This window comes from Oceanicola granulosus HTCC2516, from assembly GCF_000153305.1.
Lineage (GTDB): Bacteria > Pseudomonadota > Alphaproteobacteria > Rhodobacterales > Rhodobacteraceae > Oceanicola > Oceanicola granulosus.
Genome location: NZ_CH724107.1, coordinates 2,545,069 through 2,563,858, shown reverse-complemented (window position 1 = coordinate 2,563,858; position 18,790 = coordinate 2,545,069). Strand labels below are relative to the sequence as shown.

General features: G+C 71.6%; 18 protein-coding genes. 10 read left to right on the top strand and 8 right to left on the bottom strand.

The window, feature by feature from the left end:
• Window positions 1-7: 7 nt before the first annotated feature.
• The 3 genes from OG2516_RS12295 to OG2516_RS12285 all read right to left on the bottom strand — a co-directional run bounded on the left by OG2516_RS12295 (window position 8) and on the right by OG2516_RS12285 (window position 5,568).
• Complete coding sequence (locus OG2516_RS12295; RefSeq protein ID WP_007256007.1) at window positions 8-2,932, bottom strand: DNA translocase FtsK; 2,925 nt, start codon at window positions 2,930-2,932, stop codon at window positions 8-10.
• 9 nt (window positions 2,933-2,941) lie between these two features.
• Complete coding sequence (locus OG2516_RS12290) at window positions 2,942-4,120, bottom strand: aminotransferase class I/II-fold pyridoxal phosphate-dependent enzyme (protein WP_040615196.1); 1,179 nt, start codon at window positions 4,118-4,120, stop codon at window positions 2,942-2,944.
• Between the two features lie 119 nt (window positions 4,121-4,239).
• Window positions 4,240-5,568, bottom strand: a complete 1,329-nt coding sequence (locus OG2516_RS12285; protein WP_007256005.1) for an amidase — start codon at window positions 5,566-5,568, stop codon at window positions 4,240-4,242.
• 79 nt (window positions 5,569-5,647) lie between these two features.
• On the opposite strand from OG2516_RS12285, the gene OG2516_RS12280 reads away from it, so the two are divergent.
• A complete protein-coding gene (locus tag OG2516_RS12280) occupies window positions 5,648-6,865 on the top strand; it encodes a UbiH/UbiF/VisC/COQ6 family ubiquinone biosynthesis hydroxylase (RefSeq protein WP_007256004.1) in 1,218 nt (405 codons plus the stop codon).
• On the opposite strand, the gene OG2516_RS12275 is transcribed toward OG2516_RS12280, so the two are convergent.
• From OG2516_RS12275 to OG2516_RS12260, 4 genes are read right to left on the bottom strand one after another with little or no spacing between them, the layout of a single operon-like run.
• Window positions 6,862-7,716: a DMT family transporter gene (locus tag OG2516_RS12275; RefSeq protein ID WP_007256003.1), complete on the bottom strand. Its 855-nt coding sequence runs from the start codon at window positions 7,714-7,716 to the stop codon at window positions 6,862-6,864. The two genes, OG2516_RS12280 and OG2516_RS12275, sit on opposite strands and share 4 nt — an antisense overlap.
• A 24-nt stretch (window positions 7,717-7,740) precedes the next feature.
• A complete protein-coding gene (locus tag OG2516_RS12270) occupies window positions 7,741-8,160 on the bottom strand; it encodes a hypothetical protein (protein WP_007256002.1) in 420 nt (139 codons plus the stop codon).
• The gene (locus OG2516_RS12265) at window positions 8,160-8,756 is read right to left on the bottom strand and encodes an MlaC/ttg2D family ABC transporter substrate-binding protein (RefSeq protein ID WP_007256001.1); all 597 of its coding nucleotides are present in this window, start codon (window positions 8,754-8,756) and stop codon (window positions 8,160-8,162) included. Before OG2516_RS12265 ends, OG2516_RS12270 begins: the two co-directional genes overlap by 1 nt.
• Window positions 8,753-9,541, bottom strand: a complete 789-nt coding sequence (locus tag OG2516_RS12260) for an MlaA family lipoprotein (RefSeq protein ID WP_007256000.1) — start codon at window positions 9,539-9,541, stop codon at window positions 8,753-8,755. Before OG2516_RS12260 ends, OG2516_RS12265 begins: the two co-directional genes overlap by 4 nt.
• A gap of 176 nt (window positions 9,542-9,717) precedes the next feature.
• Between OG2516_RS12260 and OG2516_RS12255 the strand changes: the two genes are divergently transcribed.
• From OG2516_RS12255 to OG2516_RS12225, 7 genes are read left to right on the top strand one after another with little or no spacing between them, the layout of a single operon-like run.
• Entirely contained in the window at window positions 9,718-11,454 is a 1,737-nt protein-coding gene (locus OG2516_RS12255) for a type I secretion system permease/ATPase (protein ID WP_007255999.1), read from the top strand.
• Window positions 11,451-12,782 (top strand): HlyD family type I secretion periplasmic adaptor subunit, encoded by a 1,332-nt coding sequence (locus OG2516_RS12250; protein WP_007255998.1) that lies wholly within the window; start codon window positions 11,451-11,453, stop codon window positions 12,780-12,782. Before OG2516_RS12255 ends, OG2516_RS12250 begins: the two co-directional genes overlap by 4 nt.
• Window positions 12,783-12,830: 48 nt before the next feature.
• Complete coding sequence (locus OG2516_RS12245) at window positions 12,831-13,295, top strand: RidA family protein (protein WP_007255997.1); 465 nt, start codon at window positions 12,831-12,833, stop codon at window positions 13,293-13,295.
• Window positions 13,292-14,047: a glycerophosphodiester phosphodiesterase family protein gene (locus OG2516_RS12240; RefSeq protein WP_007255996.1), complete on the top strand. Its 756-nt coding sequence runs from the start codon at window positions 13,292-13,294 to the stop codon at window positions 14,045-14,047. Before OG2516_RS12245 ends, OG2516_RS12240 begins: the two co-directional genes overlap by 4 nt.
• A gap of 39 nt (window positions 14,048-14,086) precedes the next feature.
• Window positions 14,087-15,274: a GNAT family N-acetyltransferase gene (locus OG2516_RS12235; protein ID WP_007255995.1), complete on the top strand. Its 1,188-nt coding sequence runs from the start codon at window positions 14,087-14,089 to the stop codon at window positions 15,272-15,274.
• Entirely contained in the window at window positions 15,271-15,561 is a 291-nt protein-coding gene (locus tag OG2516_RS12230) for a 4a-hydroxytetrahydrobiopterin dehydratase (protein ID WP_007255994.1), read from the top strand. The genes OG2516_RS12235 and OG2516_RS12230 overlap by 4 nt, the downstream gene beginning before the upstream one ends.
• Entirely contained in the window at window positions 15,561-16,430 is an 870-nt protein-coding gene (locus OG2516_RS12225) for a mechanosensitive ion channel family protein (RefSeq protein WP_007255993.1), read from the top strand. The genes OG2516_RS12230 and OG2516_RS12225 overlap by 1 nt, the downstream gene beginning before the upstream one ends.
• A 19-nt stretch (window positions 16,431-16,449) precedes the next feature.
• Here the strand turns inward: OG2516_RS12225 and OG2516_RS12220 are convergent, their stop codons facing one another.
• Window positions 16,450-16,938: a peroxiredoxin gene (locus tag OG2516_RS12220; protein ID WP_007255992.1), complete on the bottom strand. Its 489-nt coding sequence runs from the start codon at window positions 16,936-16,938 to the stop codon at window positions 16,450-16,452.
• 85 nt (window positions 16,939-17,023) lie between these two features.
• On the opposite strand from OG2516_RS12220, the gene OG2516_RS12215 reads away from it, so the two are divergent.
• Together OG2516_RS12215 and rsmD are read left to right on the top strand one after the other, a co-directional pair.
• Window positions 17,024-18,235, top strand: a complete 1,212-nt coding sequence (locus OG2516_RS12215; protein ID WP_007255991.1) for an NAD(P)/FAD-dependent oxidoreductase — start codon at window positions 17,024-17,026, stop codon at window positions 18,233-18,235.
• Window positions 18,232-18,790, top strand: a 559-nt coding sequence (rsmD, locus tag OG2516_RS12210; RefSeq protein WP_007255990.1) for a 16S rRNA (guanine(966)-N(2))-methyltransferase RsmD, incomplete at its 3' end; no start/stop codon positions are given. The genes OG2516_RS12215 and rsmD, both read left to right, overlap by 4 nt.

Sequence of the window (18,790 nt, the reverse complement as noted above, 5' to 3'; positions counted from 1 at the left end):
CCCTGCCCTAAGGCTCCGGGACGAGCACTTCGCGTTTGCCGACGTGGTTCGCGGGGCTGACGACGCCCTCGTCCTCCATCTGCTCCACCAGCCGGGCGGCCTTGTTGTAGCCGATGGCGAGCTTGCGCTGGATGTAGGAGGTCGAGCATTTGCGGTCCTTGGCGACGATGTGCACCGCCGTGTCGTAAAGCGCGTCCTCGGTGTCGGAGTTGCCGCCGGTGTTGAGGCCGAGTACCGCGTCGATGCTGCTCTCGGAGTCCTCGTCGGGACCTTCGACCACGCCGGACTTGTAGTCGGGCGGGCCGAACTGCTTGAGGTGGGTGACGATCTCCTCGACCTCCTCGTCGGACACGAAGGGCCCGTGGACGCGGGTGATCTTCGCGCCGCCGGCCATGTAGAGCATGTCGCCCATGCCCAGCAGCTGCTCGGCCCCCTGCTCGCCGAGGATGGTGCGGCTGTCGATCTTGCCGGTCACCTGGAAGGAGATCCGGGTCGGGAAGTTGGCCTTGATGGTGCCGGTGATGACGTCGACGGAGGGCCGCTGGGTGGCCATGATCAGGTGGATGCCCGAGGCCCGCGCCATCTGCGCCAGGCGCTGGATGCAGGCCTCGATCTCCTTGCCCGCGACCATCATCAGGTCGGCCATCTCGTCGACGATGACGACGATGTAGGGCATCGCCTCGGGGGTGATCTCCTCGGTCTCGAACACCGGGTCGCCGGTCTCGTCGTCGAACCCCGTCTGCACGGTGCGCGAGAAGGTCTCGCCCTTGGCCAGCGCTTCCTTGACCCGGCCGTTGTAGCCCTCGATGTTGCGCACGCCCATCTTGGACATCTTGCGGTAGCGGTCTTCCATCTCCGCCACGGTCCATTTCAGCGCCACCACCGCCTTCTTGGGGTCGGTGACCACCGGCGAGAGCAGGTGCGGGATGCCGTCGTAGACGCTGAGCTCGAGCATCTTGGGGTCGATCATGATCAGCCGGCACTCGTCGGGGGTGAGCTTGTAGAGCAGGCTGAGGATCATCGTGTTGATCGCCACCGACTTGCCCGAGCCGGTGGTGCCGGCGATCAGCAGGTGGGGCATCTTGGCGAGGTTGGCGATGATCGGGTCGCCGCCGATGCTCTTGCCGAGCGCCAGCGGCAGCTTCTGGTTGCCGTCGCCGAAATCGCGGCTCGCCAGCATCTCGCGCAGCACCACCATCTCGCGCTTGTCGTTGGGCAGTTCGATGCCGATCACCGAGCGGCCGGGCACCGTGGAGACGCGCGCGGACAGGGCCGACATGGAGCGCGCGATGTCGTCGGCGAGGCCGATGACGCGCGAGGCCTTGAGGCCGGGGGCGGGCTCGAGCTCGTACATGGTGACGACGGGGCCGGGGCGGACCGAGACGATCTCGCCCTTCACGCCGTAATCGTCGAGCACGTTCTCCAGCATCCGGGCGTTCTCCTCGAGCGCCTCGTCGGAGAGGTGGTGGCGCTCGATGCCGGCGGGATTGGTGAGCAGGCTGAGCGGGGGCGTCTCGTAGTCCTGCCCGCCCTCGTCGAACTGCAGCGCCGGCTGCGATTCGGCGACGGCGCGGCGCGAGGGCTCCACGGTGCGGCGCAGCGGCTGCTGGACGCGCGGGCTGTCGGCCTGCGGCGCGGGCGTCGGCGCCGGGGCCTCGCGGCGGACGAAGACCGGGTTGTCGAGCTTCGGCGCGGGGCCGTCGACCAGCTCCGGCTCGGGCATCTCGCGGGAGGCGAAGTCCTCGACGGCGTCGTCATCGGCCTCCGGCTCGGGCGCGGCTTCGAGGGACGGCTTGGGGGCCGGCGCGGGCGCGGGCTTGTAGATCAGCGGCTCCGGGCGGCGGTTGCGCAGGGTCGGCTCGACGCGCGGCGCCTCCTCGCGCGGCGTGGCGGTGAGCGGCGCGCGGACGCGCGACTTGATGATGTCGCTGATCTTGCCGCGGATGCGGTCTTCGCCGCCCTCGTCGGCCGCGTCGTCGGCCGCCTCGGGTTCGGCGCGCTTGCGCAGCCGGCCCAGCAGGCTCTTCGGCTCCTCGTCTGTCGCGGGCTCGCGGTGCGGCGCGGCGGTGAGGGGCGGCTCGGCGACGGCGCGCTGTGCCTCCTCCTCCTCGGCGGCGGCGCGGCGGGCCCGGATCACCGCGGCGACGCGCTCGGCGGCGCTGTTGGGCTCGGGCATCTCGTCATCGTCGTCGAGCACCGGGTCGGCCTCGCGCCGCGCCGCGCGCTCCTCGCGGGCCTGCGCCTGGCGCGCGTGCAGCGACGCCGCGCCGCTGGCGGCGGCCGACGCGCCACGGCCCAGCATCCGCAGCAGCATCGCGTAGGCCAGCACCAGGCTCAGCCCGAGGAAGCGCACGCCGCCCTTCACCTCGCCCCAGGTGAAGCCGAGCACGAAAAGCCCCAGCATCACCAGCGCCGCGGCGATCACCAGCGACAGCAGCTTGATGCCGGTCGCCGCGCCGACGGGCACGATGGTCAGGGCGATCGACATGGCGGTGTCGCCGAAGATGCCGCCGAGGCCGAAGGAGTGGGTCCAGTCCGCCGGCGGCTCGAGCGAGGAAGCGTATATCGCGAGCAGCGCCACGGCGATGGGGGCGAAGATCAGCCGGCCGAGGGCGCGGTCCTGCCCCCGGTGGAAGCTGAAGCGCAGGCCCCAGGCGAGGAACAGCACCGCGATGCCGAGCCCGCCCCAGCCGACGATCATGAACATCGGCGCCGCGATCGCCGCGCCGGTCTGGCCGAGCCAGTTCTGCACCGCCTCGTCGGTGGCCGAGAACCACGACGGGTCCTCGGGGGTGTAGGAGTACATCAGCGCCAGGACGGCGAGACCGACCAGCACCAGGGCGATGCCCACGAGCTCCTTGCCGCGCTTCTCAAGGGCAGCCTGCATGGAGCTGTCCAGCAGGGGATCGCGCTGACGGGTCTGATAGGCCATGTCACTCCCTCAATCGTACAGGCAGGCGCGGATCTGGGTCAGACCGCGCCGCATCTCGTCCAGTTGCGCCACCATGGCGACGCGGATGTAGCTTGCGCCGGGATTGCCGCCGCCGGCGTCGCGCCCGAGGTAGGCGCCGGGCAGCACCCGCACGCCCGTCTCGGTCCAGAGCTTCAGCGCCGCCGCCTCGCCGTCCTCGACGGGCAGCCACTGGAAGAAGCCCGCGCGCGGCGGCTGGTAGCCGTCGATCCCGGCGAGGATCTCGTCGGCGACGCGGTACTTCTCGGCGTAGAGCGCCCGGTTCTCCTCCACATGCGCCTCGTCGGCCCAGACCAGCGCGGCGACCTGCTGCAGCGGCAGCGGCAGCGGCGCGCCGGCGTAGGCACGCAGCTGGCGCAGCCGGGCGATGCTCTCGCGCCCGCCGGCGGCGAAGCCCGAGCGCAGGCCCGGCAGGTTGGAGCGCTTCGACAGCGAGTGGAACGCCAGCACCGACTCCGGATCGCTGCCGCGCCGCTCGGCGGCGGCGAGGATGCCGGGCGGCGCGTCGCCGCGGTAGATCTCGGAATAGCACTCGTCGGCGAAGATGCGGAAGCCGTGCCGCTCGGACAGCTCCAGCAGCCGCGCCCAGTAGCCCGCGTCGGCGACGGCGCCCTGCGGGTTGGAAGGCGAGCAGAGATAGAAGATCGCCGTCCGCGCGAGCGTCTCGGCGGGGATCGCGTCGAGGTCGGGCAGGTGGCCGGTCTCGGCGGTCGCCGGCAGGTAGACCGGCTCGGCCCCGACCGACAGCGCGGCGACGGCGTAGACCTGATAGAACGGGTTCGGCATCAGCACGACGGGCGGCTTGCCGCCCTTGCTCTCGGGGCAGAGCGCCATCGCGGCATTGTAGAGCCCCTCGCGGGTCCCGTTGAGGGCGACGAGGCGGTCTTCCTCGACGCTGACCCCGTAGCGCCGGCAGAGCCAGGCGGAGATCGCCGCGAGCAGCTCGGGTGCGCCCTCGTTGACCGGGTAGCGCGAGAAGCCGTCGACGGCGTCGGTGATCGCGTCGGCCACGAAGGCCGGCATCGCGTGGCGCGGCTCGCCGATGGTCATGGCGAGAGGCTCGCCCCCCGGCTGGTGGGAGTCGAGCAGGCTCCGCAGGCGCGGAAACGCGTATGGCGGAAGGTTCGAAAACCTCTCTGGGAACTGCATCGGTGCCTCGAGCTCGGGGTCGTTTGCCGCCCCGGTTGGCTCGAACCTACCGCCCGCGCCCCCCCTGTGTCCAGAAAGCCCACGGCTTTTCTGCGGCTTGCCGGAGCGTGATGTGGCTTTTAGGCCAGCGCCCGCTCGGCGGCGCGGCCGATCCGCAACAGCGCCCCCTCGCCGCGCGCGGCGGCGGTCAGCATCAGCCCGGTGCCGGGCGTGCCGGTGGGCAGTGTGAGGGCGCAGGTGCCCATCAGGTTGGCGAGGCGCGTGTTGCGCAGGGTCAGCAGGTTGGCGTCGCGGTAGTGGTCAGGATCGCTCAGCAGCCGCTCGACCTGCGGCGGCATCAGGGCGGCGGTGGGCGAGAGAACGGCGTCGTAGGGGGCGGTGAAGGTGGCGTAGGCGCGGCGCAGCGCCTCGAGCCGCTCCCAGCCGAGCAGGAAGTCGGCGGCGGCGACGTCGCGCCCGGCGCTGACGCGCTCGCGGATCGCGGGGAACATCTCCTCGCCCCGCTCGGCGACCAGTTCGCCCCAGAACGACCAGGCCTCGCCGGTGAACAGCGGCCCAGACAGCGCGTAGGCCTCCTCGAGCGGCGCCCACGGGGCACGCTCGATCACCGCGCCGGCCGCCTCCAGGCGCTCCAGAGCCGAGGCGAAGGCGGCGCGCGGCGTCTCCTCCAGCCCCTCCATCAGCACCGTCTCGAGCACCAGGAAGCGGCGGCCGGCAAGGCCGACGTCGTCGAGGTCGGCCTCCTTGTGGTCGCCGAGCACCGCCAGCATCAGCGCCGCGTCCTCGACGCTGCGGGTCAGCGGGCCGATCGTGTCGAAACGCCCGCAGAGCGGCACGGTGCCGGTGAGCGGCAACAGGCCGTGCGTCGTCTTGAGGCCGGTCAGGTCGTTCCACGCCGCCGGGATGCGCACCGAGCCGCCGGTGTCGGAGCCGACGGCGGCCGCCGCGAGCCCGTGCGCCACCGACGCCGCCGCGCCCGAGGACGAGCCGCCGGCAACGGCGCCGGGATCGTGGACGTTGGGCGGGGTCGCGGTGACCGGGTTGAGGCCGAGGCCGGAGAAGGCGATCTCCGACAGGTGGGTCTTGCCGAGGCAGACGAGCCCGGCGCCGGTGGCGTTGGCGAGCACCGTCGCGTCGCGCGCCGGCACCCGGCCGCGCATCAGCGCCGTGCCCGCCTCGGTGGCGACGCCGGCGCTGTCGATCATGTCCTTCCAGCTCACCGGCACCCCGTCGAGCGGCGACCGGCGCAGTCCCGAGCGCGCGCGCGCGGCGGCGGCCTCCGCCTCGGCGAGCGCGCGGGCCTCGGTGACGCGGGCGTAGATGCGGTCACGGTCGGGGTGGGCGGCGATGGCGTCGAGATAGGCGCGCGTCAGCGCCACCGGGTCGATCTCCCCGCTGCCGATGCGCCTGCCGAGCTCGGCGGCACTCATCCAGAGCCACTCGTCCATCTGCGTTCTCCTGTCGCGGCGGAGGCTACGCCTGCAGGCCGCTGTGGACAATCGTGACGTCGGAACCATAGTTCCGAGCATGGCAACAGAGACCCACATCGCGATCGTCGGCGGCGGGCTGAACGGTCTGGCGCTCGCCCTGGCGCTGGTCCGGGAGAACCTCTCCGTCACCGTCATCGACGCCCAGCCCGCCGCCCGCCACGCCGCGCCCGGCTTCGACGGCCGCGCCTACGCGCTGGCGCTGGCGTCGCAGCGCCTGCTGCGGCGGATCGGGGTGTGGGAGGCGGTCGCCGACGAGGCCGGGCCGATCCTCGAGATCAAGGTCAGCGACGGGCGCGCCGGCGAGGGCGCGGCGCCGTTCTGGCTGCACTTCGATCACGCCGAGATCGAGGAAGGCCCGATGGGCTACATGGTCGAGGACCGCCACCTGCGCCCGGCGTTTCTCGAGGCGATGGCGGCCGAGCCGCGCATCGCCCACCGTCCCGGCGAGACGGTCGTCGCGCAGGAGAGCGGCGCGGCGGGCGCGATGCTGGAGCTGGCGTCGGGCGAGCGGATCGAGGCGGACCTCGTCGTCGGCTGCGACGGGCGCGACAGCGGCACCGCCCGGCGCGCCGGGATCGGCCGGACCGGCTGGGGCTATGACCAGACCGGCATCGTCTGCGCCGTCGAGCACGCGCTGCCCCACCACGGGATTGCGCACCAGTTCTTCATGCCCGGCGGTCCGCTCGCGATCCTGCCGCTGAAGGGCAACCGCAGCTCGATCGTCTGGTCCGAGAAGACCGAGCGCGCCGCCGCGCTGCTCGCGATGGACGACGCGGCCTTCCTCGACGCCCTGCGGCCGGCGTTCGGCAGCTTCCTCGGCGAGATCGGCCTCGCCGGCCAGCGCTTCGGCTATCCGCTGGGCCTGTCGCTGGCGGAGCGGTTCGTGGCCGAGCGGGTGGCGCTGGTGGGCGACGCGGCGCACGGGGTGCACCCGCTCGCCGGGCAGGGGCTGAACGCCGGGCTGCGCGACGTCGGCGCGCTCGCGGCCGTGCTTGGCGAGGCCCGGCAGCGCGGCGAAGACCCGGCGAGCCTCGCCGTCCTGCGCCGCTACCAGCAATGGCGGCGCTTCGACACCGCCACGCTCGCCGCCGCCACGGACGGCTTCAACCGGCTGTTCTCCAACGACAACCCGCTCCTGCGTACCCTGCGCCACGTCGGCCTCGGCGCGGTCAACGCCCTGCCCGGCCTGCGCCGCGGCTTCATCCGCGAGGCCGCCGGCCTGACCGGCGAGCTGCCGCCGCTGATGCGTCCCTAGCCGGTCGCCAGCAGCGCCACGCCCGCGAGGATCACGCAGGCCCAGCCGAGGCGGTGGCGCAGGTGGCCCTCGCCCAGCAGCAGGCTCCCCGCGAGCACCGACAACAGCACGCTCGTCTCGCGCAGCGGCGCGACGTAGACGACCGGCGTGAAGGTCATCGCGTAGAGCACGAGGATGTAGCCCAGCGAGTTGAGCACCGCGATCGCCAGCACTGCGGCCTTGTGCTCGGCCCAGAGCCGGCGCACCGACAGCCGCCGCCGCCAGGCCAGCGGCGCGAGCAGCACGGTGCGGCCGACGGCGGAGGCGTAGTCCACCAGCAGCGGCGGGATCAGCAGCGCGCTGACGGCGTAGGCGTCCCAGATCGTGTAGGCCCCGATCAGCGTCCCGACCCCGAGGCCGAAGGCGAGCGAGGTGGCCGCGCTGCCGCCCCCGGCGCGGCGGCGGCTGGTCAGCATCAGCACGCCGAACACGATCACCCCGCCGCCCGCCGCCGCCTGCCATGTCCAGAGCTCGCCCAGCAGCAGCACCGCCGCCGTGCTCGACAGCACCGGCCCCGTCGCCCGCGCGGTGGGGTAGACGAGCGACAGGTCGCCGCGCCGGTAGCCCGCCTGCAACAGCAGGAAGTAGCCCAGGTGCAGGACGGCGGTGCCGACGAGGAACAGCCAGTCCACCGCCCCCGACGGCCGCCACGTCCAGCCGAACCAGAGCGCCGCCGGCAGGTAGATCGGCACCGACAGCGCCGCGAACAGCCAGACCAGCTCCGGCCCGGCGTTGATGCGCTTGACGAGGAAGTTCCAGGTGGCGTGCGAGACCGCGGCCGCGAAGACGAGCAGGAATCCGAGCGACGTCATCGCGCGGCTACGGCCTTGGCCGCATCACGCGTCGTCGTCTTCGACAATCTCCGCGACGTCGCCCTCTTCGGCCCCGGTCGCCTCGGCGTCGGGCGCGTCGCAGCTCTGGTAGCGGAAGGCGTAGCCGTCCCAGATCATGTAGATGCCGTCGGTCTCGCCGTCGGACATCACCATCACCCGCTCGGTCCAGACGTCGTCGTCGTTGGAGCATTCCATCGTGTAGAGGATCGCGTCCATCTCGAGCACGTTGACCGGCTGGGTCATCCGGCACTCCATGCCGACGCCGTGGAAGATGCCGTCCTCGATCTTCAGCGCGCCGCCCTCGACACCGACGTCGGCGCAGTCGGCCCCCGCCGCCTGCCGGTAGGTGCCGTCGAAGGGCGCGGCCAGGGCGAGGCCGGGCAGCGCGGCGAGCGCGAGGGCGGAGGCGAGGGCGCGCCGCATCACCGCAGGCTCGCGATCAGGGCGTCGACGTTGCCGCCGTGCCGGTCGAGCAGCGCCGCCATCTCGGTGCGCTCCGACAGCAGCATGTTCACGCCCTCGATGATGATGTTGAAGAACGCGTTGCGCCCCGACTGGTCGGAGACGTGGAAGTCGACGCGGAACGGGTCCTCGCCGCGCAGGTAGGCGGTGGTCTGCACCTCGACGTAGTTGTTGATCGTGCGCGCGTTCTCGACGGCGATCTGGCCGCCGACGAACTCGCGGAAGCGCGATCCGTACTTGCGGGCGATGTAGGTGCGGAACACGCCGACGAACTGCTGGCGCTGCGCCGGCGTCGCGGCGCGGCCGGCGTTGCCGAGCGAGTACATCGCGATCGTCGGCACGTCGGCGTAGCGATCGAAGATGGTGGCGAAGTCGTTGTACATCGCCTGCTCGGACTTGCCGCTGGCGATCACCGCGTTCACCTCGGCGACGAGCGCGTCGACCATCCCGCGCGCTTGCGCTTCGGTGACGGCGAGGGCGGGCAACGGCAGCAGCGTGGCGGTGGCGAGCGCGGCACCGCCCGAGAGCAGGGCGCGGCGGCTGAACAAGGCGGTCATTCGGAAAGCTCCTGGTAGGGATCTATCGCATAAGGGTCGGTGGAGCCGTACGGGTCCACGGCGTAGGGGTCAACTTGGCCCGGGCCGGCCTCCTCGCCAAGCTCGAACCGGCGGTTCTGCAGGTAGAGCAGCCGGGTCTGCGCGTAGCTGTCGGCGCTGTCGTAGAGGACCGAGTCCACGGTGCGCGAGAACATCCCGCGCTCCACCACGATCTCCCCCGCCCGCGCCGCACGGCTCGTGGTCGTCACGTCGGGCGCGCCGAAATAGTCGAGCGGATCCAGCAGGATATCGACCACCTCGCCCACCGCGTCGCGCTCCGTCGACGGCCCGATCAGGGGCAGCTCGAGATACGCGCCCTCGGGCACGCCCCAGACGGCGAGGGTCTCGCCGAAGTCGGTCTTCTGCTCGTGAAGGCCGAAGTCGCTCGCCCAATCGTGAATGCCGAACATCCCGATCGTGGAGTTCACGATGAAGCGCATGCTGTTGGTCGCCGCGCCGTCGATGTCGCCCTGCAGCACGCCGTTCACCACCATTCCGGGCAGGCTGAGGTTGTCGGAGAAGTTGACCACGGGCTGGTACGTCCCGCGCGGCGCCGCCGCCACAACCTGCCCGAGCGGGCGCAGCACCGCGGTGTCGAGGCCCTTGTTGAACGCGTGCACCTGCCGGTTCGTCGCCTCGTAGGGATCGTTGAACTCGGCGCCCGGCGAGGGGGCCGTGCAGCCCGCGACGGCACCGGCCAACAGGAGGAGCGCGCCGATGCGCTGGCGAAAGGTTGACTGGATCACGGGGGACAGGCTTTCCAAGAAGGTGGGCAAAGAGGCGGCTGCGATGTATTCCGGGCCGGCTGAATTGGACAACAGTGCCGAATTGTTCGAAGTGCCGGTGTTTCCGAAACAGAAGATTAAGACGATGATGTCAAGGATGGGCCGACCCGTCCCGCTGCGGAGGCAATAAGACGCGCATGCCGACAGACGCCGCCCGCCGGGGCCAGAGCGAGCTGATCGAGGCCCGGAAGGAGAGCCGCGGGCTCTACTGGATGGTCGCCATCTTCAGCTTCTTCGTGAACCTGCTGATGCTCACCGGCCCGCTCTACATGCTCAACGTGTACGACCGGGTGCTCGGCTCGCGCTCCCTCGAGACGCTGATCGCGCTGTCGGTGCTGGTGGCCTTCCTCTACGGGATGATGGCGATCCTCGATTACACGCGCGGCCGCGTCATGGGGCGCATCGGCGCGCGCTTCCAGTCCCGGCTCGACCGTCGGGTGTTCTCGGCGGTGCTGCGCGCCTCGACGCTCAACCGCGCCCCGAAGGAGGCCCAGACCGGCCTGCGCGACCTCGAATCGGTGCAGCGGCTCATTACCTCGCCGGCCCTCGCGGCGCTGTTCGACCTGCCGTGGATGCCGCTGTTCTTCGCCGGCATCTTCATCTTCCACCCGTGGCTCGGCATCCTCGCGCTGAGCGGCGGCGCGATCCTCGTCGCCGTCGCCTTCGCCAACCAGTTCAGCAGCCGCCGCCCCCTCGCCAGCGCCAACGCCGCGACGGTGCGCTCCGAGATGCTCGGCTCGCAGATCCGCTCGGAATCGGAGATGGTGCACTCGCTCGGAATGCGCGAGGCGGCGTTCTCGCGCTGGCAGGGTGCGCGGACCGACTCGCTCGACGCGACGATCTCCGCCGCCGACGTCACCGGCACCTACGGCTCGATCACCAAGTCGTTCCGGCTGTTCCTGCAATCGGCGATGCTCGGCCTCGGCGCCTACCTCGTGCTGCAGAACGAACTGACGCCCGGCGCGATGATCGCCGGCTCCATCCTGCTCGGCCGGGCGCTCGCGCCGGTCGAAATGATCATCAACCAGTGGCAGCTGTTCCAGCGCGCCCGCGAGGGCTGGGGCAGCCTGGCGGTGCTGCTCGGGGAGGTGCCGGAAGAAGAGCCGCGCACCGCCCTGCCCCGCCCGCGCGCGATCATCGAGGCGCAACAGCTGACCGTCGTGCCGCCGGGCGAGCAGCAGGCGGCGCTGCGGATGATCTCGTTCCGCATCGAGCCGGGCGAGGCCGTCGGCGTCATCGGCACCTCCGGGGCCGGCAAATCGACACTGGCGCGCGCCCTCACCGGCCTCTGGCGGCCCGCCGGCGGCACGATCCGCCTCGATGGCGCGGCGCTCGACCAATACGATCCGGACGTGCTCGGCACCTATGTCGGCTACCTGCCGCAGCGGGTGCAGCTGTTCGAGGGCACCATCAAGGAGAACATCGCCCGCCTCGCCCCCACGCCCAACGACGCCGACGTCGTCAAGGCCGCCAAGCGCGCCGCGGCGCACGAGATGATCCTCAAGCTCCCCGACGGCTACGACACCCGCATCAGCGCCAGCGGCGGCCGGCTCTCGGGCGGGCAGATCCAGCGCATCGGCCTCGCCCGCGCCATGTACGGCGACCCGGTGCTGCTGGTCCTCGACGAGCCGAACTCCAACCTCGACAACGATGGCTCCGTCGCCCTCAACGAGGCGATCCGCGCCACCAAGGCCGAGGGCCGCAGCGTGCTGGTCATGGCGCACCGCCCCGCCGCGATCCAGGAATGCGACCTGCTGCTGGTCATCGAGGGCGGCACCCGGCGCGCCTTCGGCCCGAAGGACGAGGTGCTGAAGGAAATGGTCAAGAACCACGACGTCATCCAGAAGTCGGCCAGCCCGGCGGGGGTCACATGAGCGCGCCGCAGCAGATCGAGGGCCGCACCGGGGCCGCCGCCAACCGCTGGTCAGCCCGGCGCCCGCTGACGCTCGGCCTGCTGGCGCTGTTGCTGCTCGTCGGCGGCTTCGGGACCTGGTCCGTCTCGGCCCGCATCACCGGCGCGGTCATCGCCTCGGGCCGGATCGAGGTCGACCAGAACCGCCAGGTCATCCAGCATCCCGACGGCGGCGTCGTCGCCGAGATCCTGGTCAAGGAGGGCGACGAGGTCGCCGCCGGCGAGATGCTGATCCGGCTCGACCCGGACGAGCTGCTCTCCGAGCTCGCGGTGATCGAGGGCCAGCTGTTCGAGCTGATGGCACGCCGCGGCCGGCTGGAGGCCGAGCGCGACGGCGCCGACGAGATCGTGTTCGACCCGGTGCTGCGCGAGCAGCCCCCGGAGAAGGTCGCCGAGCTGATGGAGGGCCAGCAGCGCCTGTTCCAGGCCCGGCGCGAGAGCATCTCGAGCGAGAAGGAGCAGCTCGCCAAGCGGCGCGACCAGATCGCCGACCAGATCATCGGGATCGAGGCGCAGGAAGCCGCGCTCGACCGCCAGCTCGAGCTGCTCGAGGAAGAGCTCGCCGACCAGCAGAGCCTGCTCGACCGCGGCCTCGCCCAGGCCAGCCGCGTCATCGCGCTGCAGCGCGAGCAGGCCAACCTGTCGGGCACGCGCGGCGAGCTCGTCGCCTCGGTGGCGCAGGCCGAGGGACGGATCACCGAGATCGAGATCCAGCTCATCGGCATCGACCGCGCCCGCCGCGAGGAGGCGATCAGCACCCTGCGCGACCTGCAGTACAACGAATCCGAGCTCGCCGAGCGCCGCCGCGCCCTGCTGCGCCAGCTCGACCGGCTCGATATCCGCGCCCCCGTCTCGGGCATCGTCTACGGCATGACGGTCTTCGCCCCGCGTTCCGTCATCCGCCCCGCCGACCCGGTGCTCTACCTCGTGCCGCAGGACCGCCCCCTCGTGATCACCACGCAGATCACGCCGACCGACGTCGACCAGGTCCGCGTCGGCCAGGAGGTCGCCCTGCGCTTCTCGGCGTTCGACCAGCGCCGCACGCCCGAGCTCTACGGCGAGGTCGTCACCCTCTCCGCCGACGCCTTCCAGGACGAGCAGAACCGGGCGAGCTACTACCGCGCCGAGATCGTGCTCAACGAGGGCGAGGCCGAGCGGCTGCCCGAGGGCATGACGATGATCCCCGGCATGCCCGTCGAGACCTTCATCCGCACCGAGGAGCGCACGCCGATGGAGTACCTGCTCAAGCCGCTGTCGGACTATTTCGCCAAGGCCTTCCGCGAGAGCTGAGCCTGCGATAGCGTCCGCCGCGAAACAGCAACACCGGAGACCCCGACCATGAGCGGACCCATCGACGCGCGCCTCGCCGACCTCGGCCTCACCCTGCCCGAGGCCTCCGCCCCGGCGGCCAACTATGTCTCGTACGTGCGCTCGGGCGACATACTCTACGTCTCCGGGCAGGTGTCGGCCGAGAACGGCAGCTTCCTGACCGGCAAGATCGGCGCCGACCTCACCGTCGAGGACGGTGTCCACGCCGCCCGCTGCTGCGCCCTGAGCCTGCTCGCCCAGGTCCGCGCCGCCTGCGACGGCGATCTTGGGCGGCTCAAGCGGGTGGTCAAGCTGACCGGCTTCGTCAACTCCACCGCCGACTTCACCGACCAGCCCAAGGTGGTCAACGGCGCCTCCGACCTGCTCGTCGAGGTGCTCGGCGACATGGGCCGCCACGCCCGCTCCGCCGTTTCGGCCGCCGCGTTGCCGCTCGGGGTCGCGGTCGAGATCGAGGGCATCTTCGAGATCGCATGACCACCCTGCCCCCGGCGTTCCTCGAGCGCCCCATCGCGCACCGCGCCCTGCACGACCGGGCCGACCTGCGGCCCGAGAACAGCCGTGCCGCGGTGCGGGCGGCGATGGCGGCGGGCTACGGGGTCGAGATCGACCTGCAGCTCTCCGCCGACGGCGTGCCGATGGTCTTTCACGACAGCCTGCTCGGCCGCCTCACCGGGGCCGAAGGCGCCGTCGCGGCGTGCAGCGCGGCGGAGCTGGGCACGCTCGGCCTGCTCGGCGGCGCCGAGGGCATCCCGACGCTGGCCGAGATCCTCGCGCTCGTCGACGGGCGGGTGCCGCTGCTGATCGAGGTCAAGGACCAGGACGGCGCGCTCGGCCCCGGCGTCGGCGCGCTCGAGCGGGCGACGGCGGCGGCGCTCGTCGGCTACGACGGCCCGGTGGCGCTGATGTCGTTCAACCCGACCTCCGTCGCCGCCCTCGCCGAGGCCGCGCCCGCCCTGCCGCGCGGCCACGTCACCTGCGGCTTCGCGCCCCGCGCATGGCCCGGCGTGCCGCCCGAACGTCTGGCCCGGCTGGCCCGCATCGACGACCTCGCCGCGACCGGCGCCTGCTTCGTCAGCCACGACCACACCGACCTCGCCCGCCCGCGCCTCGCCGAGCTGAAGGCCGACGGCCTGCCCGTCCTGACCTGGACGATCCGCTCGCCCGAGGAGGAGGCGGCGGCGCGCCGGGTGGCCGACAACATCACCTTCGAGGGATACCTCCCGTGAGCGATTGACGCCGCGCCGGCACACCCCAAGTGTGGCCGCATGGACGGTACCCCCATCGAGATCACCGCACACCCCGGCCTCGCCGACCTGCCGGCCGCCGAGTGGGACGCCTGCGCCTGCCCGGAGGCCGCCGACGGCGGCCGCCCGCACGACCCCTTCACCACCCACCGCTTCCTGAAGGCGCTCGAGGACAGCGGCTCCGTCGGCGGGCGCACCGGCTGGCAGCCGCGCTACCTCGCCGCGCGCATGGACGGCACGCTGATCGCCGTCGCGCCGCTCTACGCCAAGGGCCACAGCCAGGGCGAGTACATCTTCGACCACAACTGGGCCCACGCCTACGAGAACGCCGGCGGCAGCTATTACCCCAAGCTGCAGATCGCCGTCCCCTTCACCCCCGCCACCGGCCGCCGGTTCCTGACGAGGCCCGGCTACGAGGCGGTGGGGATGGCGGCGCTGGTGCAGGGCGCGGTGCAGATCGCCGCCGACAACGACATCGCCACCGTCCACGCCACCTTCTGCACCGAGGCCGAGGCGCTGGCCGGCGCCGAGATGGGCCTGCTGCACCGCGTCACTCAGCAATACCACTGGCACAACGACGGCTACGCCAGCTTCGACGACTTCCTCGCCGCCCTCTCCAGCCGCAAGCGCAAGACGATCCGCCGCGAGCGGGCGCAGGCGCAGGGCTTCGGCGGCGAGATCGTCGGCCTCACCGGCGACGCCATCGAGCCGCGGCACTGGGACTATTTCTGGCGCTTCTACCAGGACACCGGCGCCCGCAAATGGGGCCAGCCCTACCTGACCCGCGTCTTCTTCGAGATCGCCCACGAGACGCTGCGCGACGACATGCTGCTCTGCCTCGCCCTCGACGCCGGCCGCCCCGTCGCCGGGGCGCTCAACTTCGTCGGCCGCGAGCGGCTGTTCGGGCGCTACTGGGGCTGCACCGAGCACCACCCGTTCCTGCATTTCGAGCTGTGCTACTATCAGGCCATCGACTACGCGATCGCCCAGGGGCTCGACACCGTCGAGGCCGGGGCGCAGGGTGAGCACAAGCTGGCGCGCGGCTACTTGCCGGTGACGACCCACTCGCTGCACTGGGTGGGGGACCCGGGCTTCCGCCAGGCCATCGCCCGCTACCTCGAGGCCGAGCGCGCGGCGGTCGACGAGGAGATCGAGGTGCTGACGGGCTACGGCCCGTTCCGGCGCGCACAGGTGGAGGAGCAGGAATGAGTGCCGACCCGATGAGCGACGCCGAGCGCGCCGCCGCCCTCGCCGCCGGCTGGGCGCTGAGCGACGACGGAGCAGCGATCAGCAAGACCTACACCTTCCGCAACTTCGTCGAGGCGTTCGGCTTCATGACCCGCGCCGCGATCTGGGCGGAGAAGCTCAACCATCACCCCGAGTGGTCCAACATGTACAAGACCGTCGAAGTCAGGTTATCCACCCACGACACCGGCGGACTGACCGCGCTTGACGCCAAGCTCGCCGCGAAGATGGACCAACTCGCGAAGGGCTGATGCAGGACCTCCTCAACACAGACATCTGGAACGGCACGACGCTGGGCGACGTGCTGACCCTCGAATTCCTCGTCGCGCTGCTCGGCAACGCCGTCGCCGCCGTGCTGATCCTGCTCGTCGGGCTGACGCTGGCCCGCTGGGTGCGCCGCCGCATCAAGGGCATCGCCGTCCGCCGCGCCAGCCTCGACCCGGCGCTGTTCGGCTTCCTCGGCGACCTCGCCTGGTACGCGATCATCGCCTTCACGGTGCTGTTCGTGCTCAACACCTTCGGCGTGCGCACCACCTCCGTCGTCGCCCTCATCGGTGCCGCCGGCCTCGCCATCGGCCTGGCGCTGCAGGGCACGCTGTCGAACGTCGCGGCCGGGGTGATGCTGATCTTCTTCCGCCCGATCAAGATCGGCGACTTCGTCGTCGTCAACGGCGTCATGGGCTCGGTGAAGGACATCTCGCTGAACTACACCGAGATCGCCGACCTGCAGAACGTGCAGTACATCGTCCCCAATTCCGAGGTCTGGGGCAACACGATCCAGAACTACTCCGCCTACCAGCAGCGGCGGGTGCAGTGGACCTTCGGCGTCGGCTACGGCGCCAACCTCGCCAAGGCCGAGCGGGTGATCCTCGACACCATCATGGCCGACCCGCGCGCCCTGAAGGAGCCCGAGCCGTTCATCCAGGTCACCACCCTCAACGACAGCTCCGTCGACTTCACCGTCCGGGTCTGGTGCGCCAACGACGATGCCTGGGGCTTCCAGACGGACATGACCCGCCGGGTGAAGGAGGCGCTCGACGGCGCCGGGGTGCCGATCCCGTTCCCGACGCGGACGCTGGTGGTCGACAATCCCGAAGAGCTGCGCGCCGCCGCCGAGTGAGGCGGCGCGGCCGGGCGGCTCAGAGCGCGTCGACCATCGTCTCACCGCCCGACATGTCGCAGACGCCGGGGCTGTCCTCAACGTTCAGCACCTTCACGACCCCGTCCTCGGCCATCAGCGCGTAGCGCTTGGAGCGGCCGTAGAAGCCGACGGCGGGGTTGTCGAAGTCGAGGCCGATGGCCTTGGCGAACTGGCCCGAGGCGTCGGCGAGCATCTCGATCCCCGCCTCGGCCGCTCCGGTGGACTCGCCCCACGCCTTCATCACGAACGGATCGTTCACGGCGGTGCAGACCACCGCGTCGACGCCCTTGGCCCCGAGCGCATCCATCGAGCGGATGAAGCTCGGCACGTGCGCGCTGGTGCAGGTCCCGGTGTAGGCACCGGGCAGGCCGAAGATCACCACCTTGCGCCCCGCCAGCATCGCGCCGAGGTCGACCGTCTCCGGCCCGTCGTTTCCGATCCGGAGCAGCGTCGCGTCCGGCAGCGTGTCGCCCGTGGTCAAAGCCATGCCTGTCATTCCTTTAGCCGTTTTCCATTCCACACGAGCGATATAGTCTCGCCTCCCGGGAAACCAGCAGGCGGGGAGACGCGGCATGGCGCATTTCGTGGTGATCGGAGCCGGGCAGGCCGGGGCGTCGCTCGTGGCGAAGCTGCGCGCCGAGGGGTTCGAGGGCGACGTCACCCTGATCGGCGCCGAGCCGGTGCCGCCCTACCAGCGCCCACCGCTGTCCAAGGCCTACCTGCTCGGCGAGATGGAGGAGAGCCGCCTCTACCTGCGCCCGCGCGGCTGGTACGACGCCCACGACGTCACCCTGCGCACCGCCACCCGGGCCGTCGGGATCGACCCGGAGGCGAAGGTGGTGACGCTCCAGGGCGAGGAGCCGCTGCCCTACGACGAGCTCGCCCTCACCACCGGCTCCAATCCGCGCGTCCTGCCCGCCGACATCGGCGGCGACCTGGAGCGGGTCTACTGCATGCGCGACCTGCAGGACGCCGACGCGCTCGCGCCCGAACTGGTCGCGGGGCGGCGCGTGCTCGTCATCGGCGGCGGCTACATCGGGCTCGAGGCGGCGGCGGTGGCGGCCAGGAAGGGCCTGCACGTCACGCTCGTCGAGATGGCCCCGCGCATCCTGCAGCGCGTCGCCGCCGACGTGACCTCCGATTTCTTCCGCGCGCTCCATGCCGGGCACGGCGTCGACGTGCGCGAGGGCGTCGGGCTCGACCGGCTGCTCGGCACCGACGCCGTCACCGGCGCGCGGCTCACCGACGGCACCGAGCTCGACGTCGACTTCGTCGTCGTCGGCGTCGGCATCGCCCCCGCCTCGATCCTCGCCGAGAGCGCCGGCATCGCCTGCGACAACGGCATCCGCACCGACGAGTTCGGCCGCACCTCCGCGCCCCACGTCTGGGCCGCCGGCGACTGCGCGAGCTTCCCCTATCGCGGCGGGCGCATCCGGCTCGAGAGCGTCGGCAACGCCATCGACATGGCCGAGACCGTCGCCCGCAACATGCTCGGACAGCAGGTGCCCTACGACGCCCGGCCGTGGTTCTGGTCGGACCAGTACGATTGCAAGCTGCAGATCGGCGGGCTCAACATGGGCTTCGACAACGTTCACGTGAAGCAGGGCGAGGGCGGCGCGGTCTCGCACTGGTACTACCGGGGCGCCGAACTGATCGCCGTCGACGCGATGAACGACGCGCGCAACTACATGATCGGCAAGAAGCTGATCGAGATGGGCAAGTCGCCGCCCCCCGAAGTGGTGGTGGACCCGGCCACCGACATGAAGGCGTTGCTGAAGGCGTGAGGATCATCGGCGGTCAGCATCGCGGGCTGCGGCTCGCCGAGGTCGGCAAGGGCGACGGTGCGGCGCATCTGCGCCCGACGCCCGACCGGGTGCGCGAGAGCCTGTTCAACGTGCTCGCGGGGCACGGGCTGCCGGCGGGGGTGCGGGTGCTCGACCTGTTCGCCGGCACCGGCGCGCTGGGCCTCGAGGCGCTGAGCCGGGGCGCCGAGCACGTCACCTTCGCCGACAACGGCCGCACCGCGCAGCGCCTGATCCGCGACAACCTCGCCCGCGCCCGCCGCGAGGCCGACGCGACCCTGCTCGGCGGCGATGTCCGCCGCCTGCCCCCCGGCGCGCCCTGCGGCCTCGTGTTCCTCGACCCGCCCTATGGCAAGTCGCTCGGGGCACCCGCGCTGGCGGCGGCGCGGCAGGGCGGCTGGATCGGGGCCGGCGCGGTCGTGGTCTGGGAGGAAGCGTCCCCGCAGGAGCCGCCGGAGGGCTTCGCGCTGCTCGACCGGCGGCGGTACGGGGACACGCACCTGACGCTGCTCGAGGCGCCGGGGGAGCCGGTGGTGC